At 42.4% G+C, this 17,380-nt stretch carries 13 protein-coding genes; 5 read left to right on the top strand and 8 right to left on the bottom strand.

Annotated features, from left to right (window positions below):
* Nucleotides 1–256 precede the first annotated feature (256 nt).
* Complete coding sequence (locus ACFOEK_RS08860) at nucleotides 257–2,239, top strand: transglycosylase SLT domain-containing protein (protein ID WP_386719342.1); 1,983 nt, start codon at nucleotides 257–259, stop codon at nucleotides 2,237–2,239.
* A gap of 69 nt (nucleotides 2,240–2,308) precedes the next feature.
* On the opposite strand, the gene ACFOEK_RS08855 is transcribed toward ACFOEK_RS08860, so the two are convergent.
* The 5 genes from ACFOEK_RS08855 to ACFOEK_RS08835 form a co-directional block, all read right to left on the bottom strand.
* Nucleotides 2,309–3,424: a glutathione binding-like protein gene (locus tag ACFOEK_RS08855; protein ID WP_386719339.1), complete on the bottom strand. Its 1,116-nt coding sequence runs from the start codon at nucleotides 3,422–3,424 to the stop codon at nucleotides 2,309–2,311.
* Nucleotides 3,425–3,516: 92 nt separating this feature from the next.
* Nucleotides 3,517–3,828: a DUF4389 domain-containing protein gene (locus ACFOEK_RS08850; protein ID WP_386719336.1), complete on the bottom strand. Its 312-nt coding sequence runs from the start codon at nucleotides 3,826–3,828 to the stop codon at nucleotides 3,517–3,519.
* Between the two features lies 1 nt (nucleotide 3,829).
* A complete protein-coding gene (locus tag ACFOEK_RS08845) occupies nucleotides 3,830–4,855 on the bottom strand; it encodes an NAD(P)H-dependent glycerol-3-phosphate dehydrogenase (protein WP_386719333.1) in 1,026 nt (341 codons plus the stop codon).
* 36 nt (nucleotides 4,856–4,891) lie between these two features.
* Complete coding sequence (locus tag ACFOEK_RS08840) at nucleotides 4,892–5,386, bottom strand: STAS domain-containing protein (protein ID WP_386719331.1); 495 nt, start codon at nucleotides 5,384–5,386, stop codon at nucleotides 4,892–4,894.
* A gap of 1 nt (nucleotide 5,387) precedes the next feature.
* Nucleotides 5,388–6,572, bottom strand: coding sequence for a response regulator (locus ACFOEK_RS08835; protein WP_386719328.1), 1,185 nt, complete (start codon nucleotides 6,570–6,572; stop codon nucleotides 5,388–5,390).
* A gap of 205 nt (nucleotides 6,573–6,777) precedes the next feature.
* On the opposite strand from ACFOEK_RS08835, the gene ACFOEK_RS08830 reads away from it, so the two are divergent.
* Nucleotides 6,778–7,074: a PilZ domain-containing protein gene (locus tag ACFOEK_RS08830; RefSeq protein WP_386719325.1), complete on the top strand. Its 297-nt coding sequence runs from the start codon at nucleotides 6,778–6,780 to the stop codon at nucleotides 7,072–7,074.
* A 55-nt stretch (nucleotides 7,075–7,129) separates the two neighbouring features.
* Here ACFOEK_RS08830 and ACFOEK_RS08825 read toward each other — a convergent pair whose 3' ends face one another.
* Both ACFOEK_RS08825 and ACFOEK_RS08820 read right to left on the bottom strand, forming a co-directional pair.
* Nucleotides 7,130–7,864, bottom strand: coding sequence for an MlaA family lipoprotein (locus ACFOEK_RS08825; RefSeq protein ID WP_386719322.1), 735 nt, complete (start codon nucleotides 7,862–7,864; stop codon nucleotides 7,130–7,132).
* A 204-nt stretch (nucleotides 7,865–8,068) separates the two neighbouring features.
* Nucleotides 8,069–9,061: a porin gene (locus tag ACFOEK_RS08820; RefSeq protein ID WP_386719319.1), complete on the bottom strand. Its 993-nt coding sequence runs from the start codon at nucleotides 9,059–9,061 to the stop codon at nucleotides 8,069–8,071.
* Between the two features lie 245 nt (nucleotides 9,062–9,306).
* On the opposite strand from ACFOEK_RS08820, the gene ACFOEK_RS08815 reads away from it, so the two are divergent.
* The 3 genes from ACFOEK_RS08815 to nhaD all read left to right on the top strand — a co-directional run bounded on the left by ACFOEK_RS08815 (nucleotide 9,307) and on the right by nhaD (nucleotide 13,329).
* Nucleotides 9,307–10,221, top strand: a complete 915-nt coding sequence (locus tag ACFOEK_RS08815; RefSeq protein ID WP_386719316.1) for a lysophospholipid acyltransferase family protein — start codon at nucleotides 9,307–9,309, stop codon at nucleotides 10,219–10,221.
* Between the two features lie 158 nt (nucleotides 10,222–10,379).
* Nucleotides 10,380–11,765 carry an ATP-dependent RNA helicase DbpA gene (gene dbpA, locus ACFOEK_RS08810; protein ID WP_386719313.1) on the top strand — a complete coding sequence of 462 codons (1,386 nt, stop codon included), beginning with the start codon at nucleotides 10,380–10,382 and terminating at the stop codon, nucleotides 11,763–11,765.
* 160 nt (nucleotides 11,766–11,925) lie between these two features.
* Nucleotides 11,926–13,329 carry a sodium:proton antiporter NhaD gene (gene nhaD / locus ACFOEK_RS08805; RefSeq protein ID WP_386719310.1) on the top strand — a complete coding sequence of 468 codons (1,404 nt, stop codon included), beginning with the start codon at nucleotides 11,926–11,928 and terminating at the stop codon, nucleotides 13,327–13,329.
* Between the two features lie 67 nt (nucleotides 13,330–13,396).
* Here nhaD and hrpA read toward each other — a convergent pair whose 3' ends face one another.
* A complete protein-coding gene (hrpA, locus tag ACFOEK_RS08800) occupies nucleotides 13,397–17,368 on the bottom strand; it encodes an ATP-dependent RNA helicase HrpA (RefSeq protein ID WP_386719307.1) in 3,972 nt (1,323 codons plus the stop codon).
* Nucleotides 17,369–17,380: the final 12 nt, after the last annotated feature.

Genomic DNA, 17,380 nt, shown 5'->3' with positions numbered 1-17,380 from the left:
ATGAGCGTATTTCTTACAGATCAACACCCAGAAATTTAAATTTTTTTCTCTTATTAATCATAAACTTAAAAAACAAAGTTAATATTTCTTCACATTTGCTCTTGCCAATCGAAAAATAAGTCTTACTCTTAGAACTGAGTTCATTCTTTAAACAAAAATTGCGACCCACCGATATTATCGTTAGCCTCTGTTTCGTACGGTGCCTGAACTCAGATAACAAGTGCAACCACTTACCAACGACATAAAAGATATAGCCATGTTACTAATTCGAAGCTTCATTGTTGCCATTATAATGATTCTTCCAACCCAAGTGTTGGCTAAGTTAAATCATAACCAACAAACATACATAGATGCGCTTGATGCTTTGAAAGAAGGCCAAGTAGAACGCTTTAACCGCCTATCACATGCTCTTTCCGACTACGTTCTTAGCCCTTACTTAGAATACGAACAAATCAAGCTTAACAATTACGAAGACATTGATGCCATCAAGGCATTCATTAATAAGTACCCTGACCAATCCATCAGCCATCGTTTAAAAGTTGAATGGCTGTCTACATTTCCTAAAAAACAAAAATGGCAAGCATTTCTAGATAACTATGATGAGAGCCTCTATTCAAGAGACCTTCGTTGTTACTATCTACGAGCCCTTTATAAAACCGGCAAGAAAAAAGAAGCTTTGCAACAGACCCATGACATGTGGGTTGTTGGTCGCTCTGCGCCAAAGGCTTGTGATCCTATTTTTAAAGCCTGGTTAAAGTCCAGCTATTTCAAACAAGACTATGCCTATGAGCGAGTCAAACTGGCTTTAAAGCGCAGAAAAACCTCTCTGGCAAGTTACGCATCCAATTTTCTCACAGGGGATAAAAAGAAAGCCGCTGGCATGATGATTTGGGCACACAAAGATCCTGCCATTCTATCCAGCACTAAACGCTTCCCTTCAGCAAACCCTTATATGAAGGATGCGGTCATTCATGGCCTTAAACGCAGAGTTAGAAGAAAACCAGATGCCGCGCTAGCCTATTGGAAAAAACATCGTACTCGTTTCAACTTTTCCCCGGAAGAAATACATCATGTAGAACAACGAATTTATCTTGGCTTAGCCAGACAATACGATAAAAATGCCTCAAAGCTTCTTCAGTCACTTAGGGATGAATACAGCTCGCCTGAAATCCTTGAGTGGCAGATTCGTGTTAGCTTAAGAAACCGGGACTGGCCATCAGTGATTCGATGGATTGAAGAGCTCTCACATTATGAGGACATGGACAACGATTGGTTCTATTGGCACTACAAAGCTTATCTGAAACAAAACCAAGAACCGCCTCAGATCGTTAAACAGAACTTCCAAAAGTTGTCTAAACAACGCTCGTACTATGGTTTTCTAGCTTCAGAAATGCTGGGTAAATCTCTAACCTTGACGAATATACCGGTGCCTATCTCTCAAGATATGCATCTCAAAATCCAGAATTTACCTGAAATTAGCCGCGCTAAAGAACTGGTTGCTATTGGCCACCGCCATCAAGCTCATAAAGAATGGCAATTTGCGGTGAACAAGCTAGATCAACAAGGACTCATGGCATTAGCACGTGTGGCTTCGGATTGGGGATGGCACAATCGAGCAATCCGAGCAGTTATTGATGCTAACCACTGGAACGACCTCGCTATTCGTTTCCCTATGCCGTACGAAACAACCTTTGGTAAGGCTGCTACAAAAGTGCAGCTTCCTTCGTCTTGGCTATTTGCCATCGCACGCCAGGAAAGCGCTTTTTCAGAGCAAGCCAGATCAAGTGCTGGTGCAAGAGGACTTATGCAGCTGATGCCTGCCACAGCCCGTCAGACAGCACGTAAGATTGGTATTTCTTCCAAGTCGTCCTTGTACGACCCTGATTACAACATTCGCCTGGGTTCTTCTTACCTATCAATGATGCACAAACGGTTTAATCAAAATCGCGCATTAGCGACAGCTGCATATAACGCAGGCCCGCATCGTGTTGATCGTTGGATCAAATCTGCTATTGCTCTTCCGATAGATGCTTGGATTGAAACCATTCCATACGATGAAACCAGACGCTATGTGAAGAATGTATTAGCGTTTGACGCAATCTATCAATACAAATTAGGCAAGAAAAACCCACAGCTCTTCTTCAACCACGAAAAGATCTACCTGGGAAAGGGAAAGCATTCGAGAAAAGCCAATAATGATGATGCAAAGCTTAAATCTGCGGAACTGGCCTCAAACTAGCTGGGAGCTCAGTGAGCAATCACTTTTTTACTCGGAAGTGATTAGAACGGTAAAGAAATGCACTAACGATTAACCAAGTGCATCTCGATGATAGAAAGCATACTCTTTGTAGCTTACAGGATGGGAAACCGTAATCTGTAATAACTCTGACAAATCGAGAGAGTCCAAAAGGTTATCAAGATATTCTTGATCTGCCACATCTGAGTCACTATACAGCGACAATAACTTTTGTAAGTGCCAAACCTGTTCAACCGATGTCGGTTGCTCCACTGAAACCGCATTCCAAATAAAACGATGCGTAGATACAAACCGCGGAACAGACTCGGACTTCACCCTATCGTTCGACGCCCATGCTTCCCAGGCATCTAAGTTTTCAGACCAGAACGGGAACGCATCATCCGCAATCAACTGAATCAATGGATAGAGCGTTTCTGGAATATGCCCTAGAGATTCCCAATCAGGTAAGTCAGCCTCTACAGCTCGCTCAGCAATTACCATTCGTTCAATCCAAGCCTTTAAATGAACTGATTTATCCAGCAACAGCTCTCTTGGCCGTATATCCTGATAAAAATGGGAAAACAGCGGCCCCATTAACGCCAAATCAGCCAGACTAAGACGATCCCCCAGAATAAATTTATGAGTCTCGAAGTGCTTATCTAGAATAAGTACCATTTGTTCTGCGTGGTACTCAAAGAACGGACCGTTATGGTTGTTCAAACCAAACAAGGACAGCTTCTGTCGTTCCTTATTGGCCTGTAATTGAGCCTGCGTCGGTGATTGGTATATCTTTCTTAAGCGTAAATACGCATTCACTGTGGCTTCATCGTAACCCCAGCGCATGTACAATGCAGGAAGGAACAAAAAAGTATCACAGTACAACTCAATGAGTTTTACAATAAATTTGAGCGGGGTGACATCTGGAATAACGGAAAGATAGTTCAAACTTTCAGTGCCTTCCAAGGAGTCAATCGTATCAATATTTGGCTGGAACAGGATATTTTCGGGCGTAATCAGAACCGGACACTCTTCCATTCCGGTTCTCGCTTTTATTATTTGATCAATTTCTTTCTGACTGGGAACAACTTCATCGAAAGGCAGAGACTGGTAATCTAAATACGCCCTGATTTTCGCACTGTAATAATCCGCTCGAGTCGCATATAAGAGATGATTACTCGCGTTTTCCATGCCCCGTCCTTTAGCTAACAAGTGTCATATATTGAATAAACTCAACTCTTCTATTTAACCCTAGCTCAACATTTCAGGAGCCTATTATTGGTCTATTCAGACTCAGTATTCTTAATATTTTTCATTAACTCTTCACTAGAGGTAGGCCAGTCAGAAAACGGAAATGGCTTTTCTTCAGAATTATAAGTTAGATACTGAAAGATCTGATAATAGTAGCAACTTAACCCATCGCCCAACTGTCGCAAAGTTTCATTGTCTTTATCGGTTAAGAGATGGAATAGGTATTGCGCAATTGCTACCAGCATTAGAACAATATCTAATAGTTTATAAACCACAGCAAATAACACCATAAAAACAAGCCTAAGCAGCTTGTTCTCTAATTTCGTCTGATCATCATAATTCATTCTATTCACCATCCTTAATAGCAAATTCCACATCCTGTTTATGTGCGCCTAACATTAGGTTTCTCGCAACATCTTTAATTTGCGCCCCTTCATACAGAACTTGATAAAGGCCAGAAACCAAAGGCATATAAACACCCAACTCTTCAGCTTTATCGTAGACGATTTTTAGCGTATTAATACCTTCTGCAACTTCGCCAAGCTCATCAACTGCTTGTTCAAGCGTCTTTCCTTTCCCTATCGCACAGCCAACCCGATAGTTACGGCTAAGCGGAGACATACAGGTCACGATTAAATCACCAACACCCGACAACCCTAAGAATGTCATAGGGTTAGCCCCTAACTGTACGGCAAATCGGCTCATTTCAGCCAGACTTCGAGTAATTAACATACTCTTAGTATTTTCACCCAACCCCATTGCAGCAGCTAAACCAGAGATAATGGCATAGATGTTCTTAAGCGCTCCGCCTAATTCCACACCATAATTATCATTGCTGGCATACACTCTAAAGTAATCATTACTTAACAGTTGCTGGACTAACTGACACTTATCCTCATCAGCAGAAGCAATTACAGAAGCCGTCAAATGACGTTTAGCTATTTCCTTAGCCAAATTTGGACCACTGAGAACCCCAACTTGTTCCGTATCCAATTCTTCCTGAATGATTTGACTCATCAACTTGAACGATTCGACCTCAATCCCTTTGGTGGTGCTGACAAAGAATTGGGAATCATTTATGAAAGGTTTAATCTGGCTTACAACAGAACGAAACGATTTACTTGGGATAGCAACAAAAACAACAACCGCATCTGTTACTGCCTGCTCAAGATCGGTTGTCGGTACCAAATTCTCATTTAGATGATAATCAGGCATATAGCGCTGATTCTGACGAGTGATCAAAATCTCTTCTACGGCCTCAGCATTACGCATCCACTGAAACACTTGATGTCCATTTTCAGCGGCGATATTAGCTATAGCAGTACCAAAACTACCGCCACCTAAGACAGCGATCTTGACTGATTCAGTCATGAAAAATTTCCCTTTTGATAGAAAAAAGAAACGATGTTAACCGTGCTTGCAATCACCTTCCAAGGTGTAAACCAAATCTTTGAATGTTTCTTTATTAGAGTCATTCATAGCCATAAGTATTTTATGAGCTTCAAGCACTTTCTGATGAACAACAGCTTCACTGCCTTCTATTACAGGCAGTTCACTAAGATTTATGGGGGTAGAAAGAGGGTTATTCAAGATAACAAAGACTTTATCGAACCCCATGCTTTCGAGAATCCGTGTAATGTCAGGATTGGTAGAGATGATGGTAGGAATGAGGTGATGCTTCTTTCGAGACAACACTGAAATTTTAGCCAAAAGCCCCAACGATGTACTGTCGATGCCTTCGGTTTCGGTCAAATCAATCAAGACAGCCTGTAGTTGTTCACTTCGGCACATAGACTCCAGAAAGTCATCCAACGTTGCACAAAGCGTTAGACGTACGTCACCCATAAACTTCAGAATGTAAGTACCATCCTTCGCTGAGACAAGAATTCTACCGTTTTCCATGTTACATCCGACGAGTCAAACTCAGAATAGCAATATCATCTGGAGCATCCTGAACACTCTTAAGTTTCAGGCTATCACAGATACCATCAATATTATCAGCTCCAGCAGCCACCAGATCTAAAAGGAACTGCTCTTTTTCAAGTAAGCTTTTCTCTTCCAGCAACTCTAAAACACCATCAGAAAAGGTGATCAATGCAAAATCATCCGGCGATATAGTTAGCTCTTGCTGACTATATTCTGCTTCTTCAAACAAGCCCACTGCAAAACCACCATTGTTTGATAAAAATTCACAATGATTACCAGTCTTAAGAATAGGTAACGGTAGATGCCCACCGATGCTATAAACCAAAGTATTCTCTTTAGTATCTAAAACACCGTAAAAAATAGTCAGGTGCTTACCCATCCCTGTTTCTAGAAGTTCTTTGTTGATGCGTTCAAGTACTAGAGCCGGTTGCAGAATATCATCTTTACCACTCTTCTTATACGCCTTTCTTAGGCGAATAGTAAGATTTTTAAGGAGGACAGTAACGAAAGCTGAAGAGGCACCATGACCTGAAACATCGGCCATATAGAGAAGGACTTTATCTTCCGTGATACGGAAATAATCGACAAAATCACCACTTAAATACAGAGAGGGAAAGAGACGATGCTGAATACGATAATCTTTGGCTTCATACTCCTGACGAGGAAGCATGCGCTGTTGAATATGACGACCTGCTTTTTGATCTTGCTTAAGTAGAGAAATCCGTTCTCTTAACTCTTGATTGGCCGCTTCCAACTCTTCGCGGTACAGCAGGTTTTGATCGATCAGTTTTTTCTTTTCCAGGCACTGTTCAATCGAGTGCACCAGAATTTCCATATCAACCACAGGCTTTACAATATAATCGGAAGCCCCTAATCGCAAAGCTTGAACCACATCAGTCATAACCCCTGCTCCAGATACAACAATCACCGGCGTTTCAGGGGAAGACTTCTTAATTTCGGAAAGGACAGTCAAGCCGTCCATTTTAGGCATTCGCAAATCACATAAAACAACATCAGGTTGAGATTGTTTGAAGGCCTCCAAACCACCGCTACCATCTTGAGCATCTTCGACTAAATACCCACTGTCTTCTAGGTATGCAACTAAACTACTGCGAACTGCATCATCGTCGTCAATAATCAGTATTTTGCCTGTTACCGTCATTAGGCATCCTTTCCTTCATCTTTGGAATCATCGAGCTAAGAATAGCACCCTAATCTATATAAATGATAATCCGTCCACAACTATAAAAAATGAATATACGTCTTGTCAGACAAATTTGGCCCTTTCTTTACACAGAGCTAAACTAGCAGTATAAAGTGGAGTATTCCTAAAAAAGAAAAATAAATACCGAACTAGAGGTATTGTGATGTTGGCTCGCGACTATCAAGAAAAAAGAAACTTCATTCGGATGCAGATGGATGTTCCTGCAACCATTACCTTGAAACATGGCAATCAGGTCATCCAGGCTCGTTGCCTAGACTTAAGTGGCAATGGCATGTTAATCATGTCACCAGAACCCATTGAAGATGATGCTATTTTTCATATCGTCATTTCTTCAACTCGTCCTAACTTACCGCCACTTGAGGCCGAAGTTAAATCAATGCGTTGCATTGAAAAAGACGGACAATATGAAATCGGTGTAATCATCGAAGGCATTAATTAAAAAAGGGCTCAATGAGCCCTTTTTTAATATCTTGATGAAATGGTGCTTTGTCTTTTTATTCAGGCAAGTCTTCAAAGTCATCCATTGAATCTGCGAAAGGATCAGAGACAACACCGTCATTCACTTCAAATTCTCGTGTCTGCAAATAGGCATCACGAATAAAGATGTACTTATCATCTCCGAACACTACTCGCTCTGCCGCCAACAGATCTGCACGCTTATCAACAATATTTACACCAGTCATTCCCATACGAGTATCTGGATGTAGTTCTTCAGCCATTGGATCGTAGTCTAAAGGACTAGGTGTATAGAAATCTCCTACTCGACCAGCAGTATCACGTAAAGTACTTGGGCCAAACACAGGCAACATCACATAAGGACCGCTCGACACCCCCCAGTAACCGAGAGTTTGCCCAAAATCTTCGTCCCTTTCATAAATCCCTGCATGAGTAGCCACATCGACCAAACCAAACCACCCTACCGTTGAATTTAAAGCAAAGCGACCGATACTAACGCCTGCACCTTCAAATTTAAGCTGAAGCAAATTATTTACCGTATTTTCCAGCTCACCTAAATTACTGAAAAAATTAGTTACGCCTTTGTCTGCAACCGAAGGCATAACATATCGATAACCTTGCGCCACCGGCTTAGCTATGTAGGTATCTAACCACTCATTAAAGGTAAACATACTTCGATTAAACGATTCCCAAGGATCAGGATCTGCTTTATCAGATGCAATACCTTTTAAAGGTAAAAGGAGCAACAAAATCAAAGGTAATAGAGGTTTCAACGTTATATCCTTTAAACAACCGCCTAGAAAAAACGACAAATTACAGAGACATCAAGCTATTTACAAGAGTCGATCTCTTAAAAGTATAGGAGAAGCAAAGAATAAGTTAGTTCCATATACGACCAGAAATGCTTAGACATTAAAAAAGGGAGCATATCCGCTCCCTTCTCATGATTTGAACAGCGTTACATAAGAAACAAATTCTTAGAACTTATGCTCAAGACCTAGGCCGTAAACAGTCAACTCTGCATCAGCGTCGTTTTCACCGTCACCATAGTAAACGTAAGTCTTAGTTTTCTTACCTAGCTTGTAATCAACACCAAGAGTGAACATTTCACCACCCTCACCATCAATTGGACCTTTTGAATCGACAGACTGATCAGAGCTTACATATTGGCCTTTGAAGGTAACTTTATCCATTTTGTAAGCAGCACTTAGTAGAAAGCCATCATCATCATAATCTTCGTTAGACTCTAGCTCACCTTCAGACTGCTGATACAAGGCACCAAGCGTGATGTCATTGATTTTATAGCCAGCTACTGCACGAATGATGCTGATGCCTTTGTTTTCAGTGATGTCATTTTCATACGCTAACGCCGCGTAGAAAGGCTGAGCTTTGTATTTCTTATCACCAGCGATAAGAGCAATAGAAGTACCTTCAGTTAGGCCGTCACGCTCGTTACCATCTTCATCAGTTGCACCATCACCCACTTCGATCATAGTATCGATTGTGAACATGTCAGCAAACTTAGGAGAAGTATAACGAAGTGCATTGTCTTGACGGTTTTCACCGTCTAGAAGGATATTCATATCAACAACATCACTGAAAAGATCAACTTTACCTTGTGCTTTTTTCAGTGGCGTGTCCATGTTACCCACTTTGAACGTACCAAAGCTGCCTTTCAAACCAACAAAGATATCACGCTGTTTGAAAACATCATCAGAAGAACCACCATCTTCTTGATCTGGAGAAATTTCATATTCTAGCTGATAAATTGCAGACAAACCGTAATCTAATTCTGCATCACCTTTAAAACCAAGACGGGATGCATGGCTTTCAAGTTCCCAAATGTCTTCACTAGTATCAACATTGCGAAGTGATACGTTTAATTTACCGTAGATAGTTGCTTCAGCCAGAGCAACACCAGGAACAGCTACTGCAGCAGCGATTGCGAATGGTAGTAGTTTACGCTTCATTATATGCTTCCCATTAATATATTTAAGTGCATTACTTTTTTAGAGAACTCAGAGCCAGTGCTCATCCGTTGAAGCGTATTCTTAGTGTTTAATGTTACAGATGAATAAAAAAAATATTACATATATGTTTCAGTTATAAACCGCAGATTCATCCAGTCATACTCAAGATTTTGACGGCATTTACTAGGAGACAAACTCATTACAAGATAGAATTCTCCCCTTTGTTTCAGAGCAGAGTAAATTCCATGGCAAGTAAGCATAAACATAAGTCAGTTTGGCACCCAGCCCTTATTCCATCATGGTTTGTTGTCTTTATTCTTTACTTGGTTTCCCTCCTTCCAATGCGCTGGAAACAAAGCTTGGGGGACAAACTAGGTCGCCTTGCATACAAAAAAATAAATGCTCGCCGTAAGGTCGGAAAGAAGAATATTGCAGGCTGTTTTCCAGAATTATCTGATTCTGAACAAGACAAACTGGTTGAGGATACCTTTGTCGCATGTGCTAAAGGCTTTCTGGAAACGACTCATTCCTGGTGGCAAAACGTCGATCCTTACGTCAACAATCTGATTATTACCGGCCAAGAACACTTAGAAGAAGCCAAAAGAAGAGGCAAAGGGGTTTTCCTTATTGGCGGACACTTCAGCATTTTTGACATTGCACTGCCATTTTTCGCGGCTCAACTTAAAAACCCTGGTTATATGTACCGCCCGAATGATAACCCAGTGATTGATCGAATGATTGAAAACGGCCGAAGACGTCACTACAACATCCAAGGGTTCGACAAATACCGCCTTAAAGATATGATTCAGTACATCAAAGACGGCGGTGCCGTTTGGTATGCACCGGATCAGGATTTCGGTCGGAAATGCGAAGTGTTTGTACCTTTCTTTGGAGTGAACGCAGGTTGTATTACAACCCCCAGCTGGATTGCCAGAGAATCAGGCGCCACGGTGATGCAAGTCAGCCAATTCCGTCATCCAAACGGTCAATATGAAATCTGCTTTTCACCTATCTTAGAAGACTTTGGACAAGACGAAGAGAAGGACGCTGCAACCTGGAACGCTCATCTTGAAGCCGCTATTCGCAAACACCCGAGTCAATATCTATGGCTGCATAAACGCTTTAAAACCCGTAAGCCAGGTGAAGACAAGTTCTATTGATGATCCAAAGGTTCACCCTGAACATTTCTTTTCATTCGTATCACTAAAAAAACATCTATGATTGGAGTAGCTTGAACGCTACTCCTTTTCTTAGATCTAGGTTCTTACAGCGCACTTTGTTACATCACACTTCTTACATCGCAACTATGGAAACTACTGTGTCAAACCAAGCCTTTAGCTCACTTGATCTTCCCCAAAAACTCCTTAGCAATCTCGATCAGCTTGGTTACAAAACCATGACCGATATTCAAGCATTGAGCTTACCCGTTACGCTTGAAGGAAAAGACTTAATCGGTAAAGCAAAGACTGGCAGTGGTAAAACCGCCTCTTTTGGTATTCCTATTTTAACCAAGCTCAACCCAAAGTTTTTTGGTGCACAAGGGCTCGTGCTTTGCCCTACCAGAGAGCTAGCAACCCAAGTCGCCACTGAGATCCGAAAGCTCGCTAGGTACTTATCCAACATTAAAGTGGTTACCTTGTGTGGCGGCCAGCCTATCGGCCCTCAAATTGGTTCGTTGGAACATGGAGCTCACATTGTGGTGGGCACACCAGGTCGAATCAAAGATCATTTAAGAAAAGGAACACTACAACTGGAAGGTGTTGAAACCTTTGTTCTAGATGAAGCTGACCGCATGTTAGATATGGGCTTCTTTGACGACATTAATTACATTGCTGACTTCACGCCTCGTAAAAAGCAAACACTGCTGTTCTCTGCAACCTTCCCTACTGACATAGAAACCTTCAGTAAAAATTTCCAGTACAAGCCGGTTGCAGTAGAAGTCGAAAGCAGCCATTCCCAACAGCACATTGAACAAGCCTTTTACAAGGTTGAAAAAGGTGTAGAACACAAAAATAAAGGACTTGTGCGCATCCTTAGAAATTTCCAGCCTAAACAAGCCATTGTTTTCTGTAACACCAAACAGACCTGTAATGATGTTGCAGATTATCTAAAACAGTGCGGCTACTTAGCTTTGTCTCTGCAAGGCGATATGGAACAAAGGGAGCGTGATCTTACACTGGTACGTTTCGCCAACCAAAGTGCGCATATCTTAGTAGCTACGGATGTTGCAGCTCGGGGCATTGATATTGCAGCGCTTGATGCGGTCGTGAACTATGACTTACCTAGAGACCCTGAAGTATATATCCACCGTATCGGACGAACCGGTCGAGCTGGCGAAGAAGGTCAAGCCTTCAGCTTATATCTGGGCTCGGAAAAGATGAAATACGACCTCATCAATAGTATGCAAGCTGAACCTATTGAGATCATCGCCATAGACACATTGAAAGAACATGGCCCACGGCCAGAAAAAACCAATATGGTGACACTTGGATTAGATGCGGGTAAGAAGCATAAGCTGCGTCCTGGCGACATCTTAGGAGCTTTAACCAAAGAAATCGGCATACCCGGCTCTGCCATTGGAAAGATCAACATCTTCGATTACATTAGCTACGTTGCGGTTTCCAGAGCTGAAGCCAGAAAGGCATTAGAAGGTCTTAAAACAGGAAAAATCAAAGGTAAGAATATTCGCGTTCGAAGAATATAACCCTTTCACTTTCTATGAATTAACCTTGATTTAAGCCAAGTAAAGACGAGATTCCTGCAGACTCATATATTTACTTGGCACTCGCTATGATAGATTCGTTGCTCTAAAAATTAGGACTTAATTATTCCATTAAAAGCAATAATCTCTAGGATCAATAGCGATGAAGTACCTTCCACTGATTGTCCTCTTTGGGTTAGCTCCAGGCTTGTTGTCAGCATCTGATGTTGACCATATTTTGGATTTAACCCAAAGCTGGACAGGCTATATAGCCATTGCCATTTTCACCTTTGCCTATGTGCTTGTTATTCTCGAAGAACAAATACACATGCGAAAGTCCAAACCTGTCATGGTCGCTGCAGGTTTAATTTGGGTAATCATCGCAATTACCTATAACTCTCACGGCAATACACATGCTGTCGAAAGCGCCATCCGACATAACTTTCTCGAATACACTGAGCTCTTTTTCTTTCTGTTAGTCGCTATGACTTACATTAACGCCATGTTGGAAAGAGGCGTCTTTGAAGAATTAAGGAATTGGCTGGTCAATAAAGGCTTCAGTTATCGAAGCTTATTCTGGACCACAGGTGTTCTCGCCTTCTTTATCTCACCTATTGCAGATAACTTAACTACAGCTCTTATTATGTGTGCGGTTATTATGACGGTAGGCCAGGGCCAGCCTAAGTTTGTCACGCTAAGCTGCATTAATATCGTAGTCTGTGCTAATGCCGGTGGCGCATTCAGCCCATTTGGGGATATCACGACCTTAATGGTCTGGCAAAAAGGTCTTCTTGCTTTTGAAGAATTCTTTGCGCTCTTCATTCCTTCCGTTACCAACGCAATAGTTCCAGCGCTTATCATCCAGTTTGCCATTCCGAAAGGAAAGCCAGAAATCCTTGGCATTCAAAAAGGTAAGTCCGCCATCAAATACGGTGGGCTTGTGATTGTTGGCCTATTTTTAGTGACTATTATTACCGCCGTTAGCTTTCACAACTTCCTTCATATCCCACCTGTATTTGGCATGATGCTGGGTCTTGGTTACCTCAAACTATTCGGTTTCTATCTCAAACAAAAATCACGTATGTATAATTTTGGCCCTGAGAACCCACCTGGTGCGAATGTTGATCCCTATAACTTCGATGTCTTTAATCGTATTGCTCAAGCGGAATGGGATACCTTATTTTTCTTCTACGGCGTCATTCTCGCAGTAGGCGGTTTAGGCTTCATTGGCTACTTAAACTTAACCTCAGCCTTTATCTATGGCGATTTAGGCCCAACAGTTGCCAATATCCTGGTGGGCATACTCTCTGCCATTGTGGACAACATCCCGGTTATGTTTGCGGTACTAACGATGGAACCTGACATGTCACAGAATCAGTGGCTTTTGGTGACTCTGACTGCAGGTGTCGGTGGTAGTTTATTATCAATTGGTTCGGCTGCCGGTGTGGCGCTAATGGGCCAAGCTCGAGGACAGTACACCTTCTTTAGCCATCTAAAATGGACACCGGTGATTGCCCTCGGCTACTTTGCAAGCATTGGAGTTCACTTCCTAATAAATGGAAGCTGATTAAGACATCTTGATTTAGCTTTTCATTTTCACGGCCTGCGCAAATAGCGCAGGCCTATTCCTTTTATTATTGAACAACTTCTTTCCAGCACTCTTCAAGACGCTTTGCAGATACTTTCTGAGTCGTTCCTAACGCTTGAGCAAAGAAAGACACCCTCAACTCTTCAATCAACCAGCGAAATTCAGTAAGCCTAGGATCGTAACGATGTCGGGTTTTATTCTTTTCCAACATCGCTGAATAGCGATCCCAAAACTCATTCAGCGTATTCATGAAGTCCTGTGCCTTGAGAATATTCCCTTGAAGCTTCTCAAGGCGATACTCAATGGCGTCCAAATACCGAGGGAAGTGCTGAAGTGCATCAGGAGGCGTTTCCGTTAAGAAATTACGATAAACCAACTGAGATAAATGTTTCTTTTCATCACTGAACACAAACGCGGTGGTGAGTGAGAACTTACCTTTCAACTTATTCGCCAAAGACTGATATTTAAGCATAATGGCATTCAACAACTCAGCCAACTCACATCCACGATCATATAGGCCAGCTCGAATCGTTTCATGTAACTGCGTGAACGCCTCTGGCGTCCTCACCTGCTCTGTTTCATCAATGTATCTAAGCAATAGCGCAGTAATAAAATCATCCGTCAGCTGATTTCGATTACCAATGGTGGCAAAGCACAACGCCGTTTTTTCAAACTTAGGCAATTCTTTGATTAGATGCAGAATCTGAGCTCTTAACGATATTTTCAGTAATCGACAGACACCAAATCTGTGTTGGTGATTGGCCCATAGTTCACTGTCCGTCAGCGCAATCGACGAGCTCGCACCATCGTCTTGTAAAAACGGAAAGCCCTTAACCACAACGCCAGACACCGTATACTCCCACTCACTCGGTAGCGAACCGAAGTCCCACTCAACAATGTCTTTACGATTAAATTCTTGAGGCGTATTGGAAGACACCTTCAATTCAGTGGACTTATTGCCCCACTTTTCAAGCAATTGATGAAGATCCCGTCCCTGATCAATAACTTTGTTTGCCTCATCAATTAACTGGATATTCATTGTCAGATGAGGCTCAACTTCTACTCGTTGCCAATGTTCTTCACTAACACGCACACCTGAAAGATAAAACAGTTGATCCGAGATTTGATCAATCAATCGTCCCTTTCCTTTTGTTAAACGAGGAAGAATTTTTTCCACGTAATCCGGCACGGGAACAAAATGGCGTCGGAACTGCTTAGGTAGCCCCTTAATCAAAGCCACACAACGTTCTTTCAGGAAGGCAGGCACTAACCAATCCAATTCTGCTTCAGGTACTTGTTTTAACGCAGACAATGGCACTTTGAGCGATACGCCGTCATCTTCTTTACCCGGAGAAAAGGCATAACTCAACGGCAACTTAAGCTGACCGAAGCTCATTACATCGGGGAATTCATCCTCTGACAAAGCAAATTCATCTTGCTTAAACAGATATTCTTTGGAGAGTACCAGCGCTTTTTCCCGCCCTTGACCTTTTTCTTTGCGCCACTTTTCAAAGCTGATATGACCGGTAACGCTTTCTGGAAGCAGTTCATCATAGAAACGAAACAGTGTTTCATCATCGACTAAAATATCGCGACGACGGGTTTTATCTTCCAACGCCATCACTTCTTCAATTAAGGCTTTGTTATCTCGAAAGAATCGAGCATTGGTATCGTAATCACCTTCAACCAACGCTGTTCGGATAAAAATCTCTCGACACAAAGCCGGATCATGCTTTTGATAAGAAATCTTACGCTTTGGCGTCGTCGTTAAGCCGTAAAGACTGACGCGCTCAAAAGCGACCACTTCCCCGCGTTTTCTTTCCCAATGTGGCTCAGAGTAATGACGCTTAACCAAGTCACCCGCCATTTCTTCAATCCAATAAGGCTCAACCTTCGCAACGGTTCGTGCAAAAAGCTTCTGAGTTTCCATCATCTCAGCGGCGACCACCCACTTCGGCGTCTTACGTGCCAAAGGAGTACCTTGCCCAATATAGAAGAGCTTTTGACGCGCTCCCTGATATTCGCGCTTTTCTTTTAACTGCCCAATTTGAGCAAGCAATCCGGTCAACAGCGCCTTGTGAATGGACTCATAAGAAGCCGAATTTTCATTTTCTTTAAGATCCAGACTCTTAGCCAAGATATGAAGCTGACGATGCATATCACGCCACTCGCGCATACGCATATAAGAAATGAAATTCTTCTGACACCACTTTCTGAGCTGGCTATTACTTACTTCCTGGCGTTGCTCTTCATAAGCATTCCACAGATTAATCAGTGCTACGAAGTCAGAAGCATCATCTTTAAAGGCACTGTGTTTTTCTGCCGCTTGCTGCTGTTTATCCTGAGGTCGTTCTCGTGGATCTTGTAATCCCAGAACACCAGCAATAATGATAATCTCGGATAAACACTTAAGTTCGTGCCCCGCAATCACCATACGAGCAATTCGAGCATCCAACGGTAAGCGAGCCATTTGACGCCCGACCTTTGTTAGATGCTGCTTATTAACAGCACCAAGCTCTTCCAATAGACGATAACCGTCTTTGACAAACCTAGAGTCTGGCGCTTCAACAAATGGGAAACGTTCAATCTCACCCAGTTTGAGATCGAGCATTTGTAAAATTACTGTCGCCAAATTGGTGCGATGAATTTCCGCGTCAGTAAACTCAGGGCGCTGAATAAAATCCTGCTCATCAAATAGCCGAATACAAATACCCGGTGCGGTTCGACCACAACGACCTTTACGCTGATTAGCACTGGCTTGAGAAATGGCTTCGATAGGAAGACGCTGAACTTTACTTCGGTAACTATAACGACTGATGCGGGCAACACCTGAGTCAATCACGTAACGAATACCCGGCACGGTCAAAGACGTTTCCGCGACGTTGGTTGCTAATACGACTCTTCGACCACTACCAGACGGATTGAAGATTTTGTTTTGCTCTGCGCTACTTAACCGAGAATACAAAGGTAAAATCTCGGTATCTCGATATTGACGAGCTCTTAACTCTTTAGCCGTTTCGCGAATTTCTCGTTCACCAGGAAGGAAAACAAGGACATCACCGTTTCTTGGCCATTTCTGACCATCCTCTCCACCGGTTCGTTCAACCTGCTCTAGTTCTTCAACAGCGTGAGCAATCCCTTGAAACAGATCAAGATCATCCTGTTCTTCACCTGCCGCTGATAGAGGTCGATACCAAGTTTCCACTGGATAAGTCCGACCTGAAACTTCAACCACAGGCGCATCATCAAAGTGTTTCGAGAATCGTTCTAGATCAATCGTCGCTGAAGTAATGATGACTTTTAAATCAGGGCGCTTCGGAAGAATTCGCTTCAAATACCCCAAAAGAAAATCAATATTGAGGCTACGTTCATGCGCCTCATCAATGATGATGCAATCGTATTGGTTAAAGTAGCGATCAAAGCGAGTTTCATTCAGCAGTACACCGTCAGTCATCAATTTAATGAGAGTCTGCTCATTCGAGTTATCTTTGAATCGAACTTGATAACCGACTTCCTTCCCAACCTCAACATTCAACTCTTCTGCCAAACGACTGGCAACCGAGGTGGCTGCTAAACGTCGCGGCTGCGTGTGCCCGATACGAGCTTTGCGACCATAACCAAGCTCTAAGCAGATTTTAGGAATCTGAGTGGTCTTACCAGACCCGGTTTCACCAGCAATGACGGTAACCTGATTTTCTGAGATTACCTTCTTAATCTCATCAACACGCTCGGATACTGGAAGAATCTCAGGGTATTGAATGGAAAGTGACACAGACTCTCGGCGAGTCCTGACTTCCGTAGAGCTTTCTATACGTTTAACAATCTGCTCAACCGTCAAAATCTTTCGTGGCTTGGATTTCTTTTTATAAGAATCGTGCTTTTGTTTATTATCAGACACGTCAGCGCTGGATAAATGCTCTTGTAAATCCCCAATAGCGCGCCGAATTGGATACTGATCCTTCAATAAACATTGATTAATTTGATCTTTAAGTTGCCTGACCAATTCGTTTTGGGACATAACTGCTGACCT

Origin of the sequence: Litoribrevibacter euphylliae, assembly GCF_042646085.1 — a bacterium.
In the GTDB taxonomy this organism is placed as follows: Bacteria; Pseudomonadota; Gammaproteobacteria; order Pseudomonadales; family Litoribrevibacteraceae; genus Litoribrevibacter; species Litoribrevibacter euphylliae.
Note: the sequence above shows the minus strand (reverse complement) of the source record. Positions and strands in the feature narration are given on the sequence as shown.

What these genes read in the sequence shown, in the direction of transcription:
- ACFOEK_RS08860 (WP_386719342.1), top strand. Translation starts at nt 257, where the DNA reads ATGTTACTAATTCGAAGCTTCATTGTTGCCATTATAATGATTCTTCCA.
- ACFOEK_RS08855 (WP_386719339.1), bottom strand. Translation starts at nt 3,424, where the DNA reads ATGGAAAACGCGAGTAATCATCTCTTATATGCGACTCGAGCGGATTAT.
- ACFOEK_RS08850 (WP_386719336.1), bottom strand. Translation starts at nt 3,828, where the DNA reads ATGAATTATGATGATCAGACGAAATTAGAGAACAAGCTGCTTAGGCTT.
- ACFOEK_RS08845 (WP_386719333.1), bottom strand. Translation starts at nt 4,855, where the DNA reads ATGACTGAATCAGTCAAGATCGCTGTCTTAGGTGGCGGTAGTTTTGGT.
- ACFOEK_RS08840 (WP_386719331.1), bottom strand. Translation starts at nt 5,386, where the DNA reads ATGGAAAACGGTAGAATTCTTGTCTCAGCGAAGGATGGTACTTACATT.
- ACFOEK_RS08835 (WP_386719328.1), bottom strand. Translation starts at nt 6,572, where the DNA reads ATGACGGTAACAGGCAAAATACTGATTATTGACGACGATGATGCAGTT.
- ACFOEK_RS08830 (WP_386719325.1), top strand. Translation starts at nt 6,778, where the DNA reads ATGTTGGCTCGCGACTATCAAGAAAAAAGAAACTTCATTCGGATGCAG.
- ACFOEK_RS08820 (WP_386719319.1), bottom strand. Translation starts at nt 9,061, where the DNA reads ATGAAGCGTAAACTACTACCATTCGCAATCGCTGCTGCAGTAGCTGTT.
- ACFOEK_RS08815 (WP_386719316.1), top strand. Translation starts at nt 9,307, where the DNA reads ATGGCAAGTAAGCATAAACATAAGTCAGTTTGGCACCCAGCCCTTATT.
- nhaD (WP_386719310.1), top strand. Translation starts at nt 11,926, where the DNA reads ATGAAGTACCTTCCACTGATTGTCCTCTTTGGGTTAGCTCCAGGCTTG.
- hrpA (WP_386719307.1), bottom strand. Translation starts at nt 17,368, where the DNA reads ATGTCCCAAAACGAATTGGTCAGGCAACTTAAAGATCAAATTAATCAA.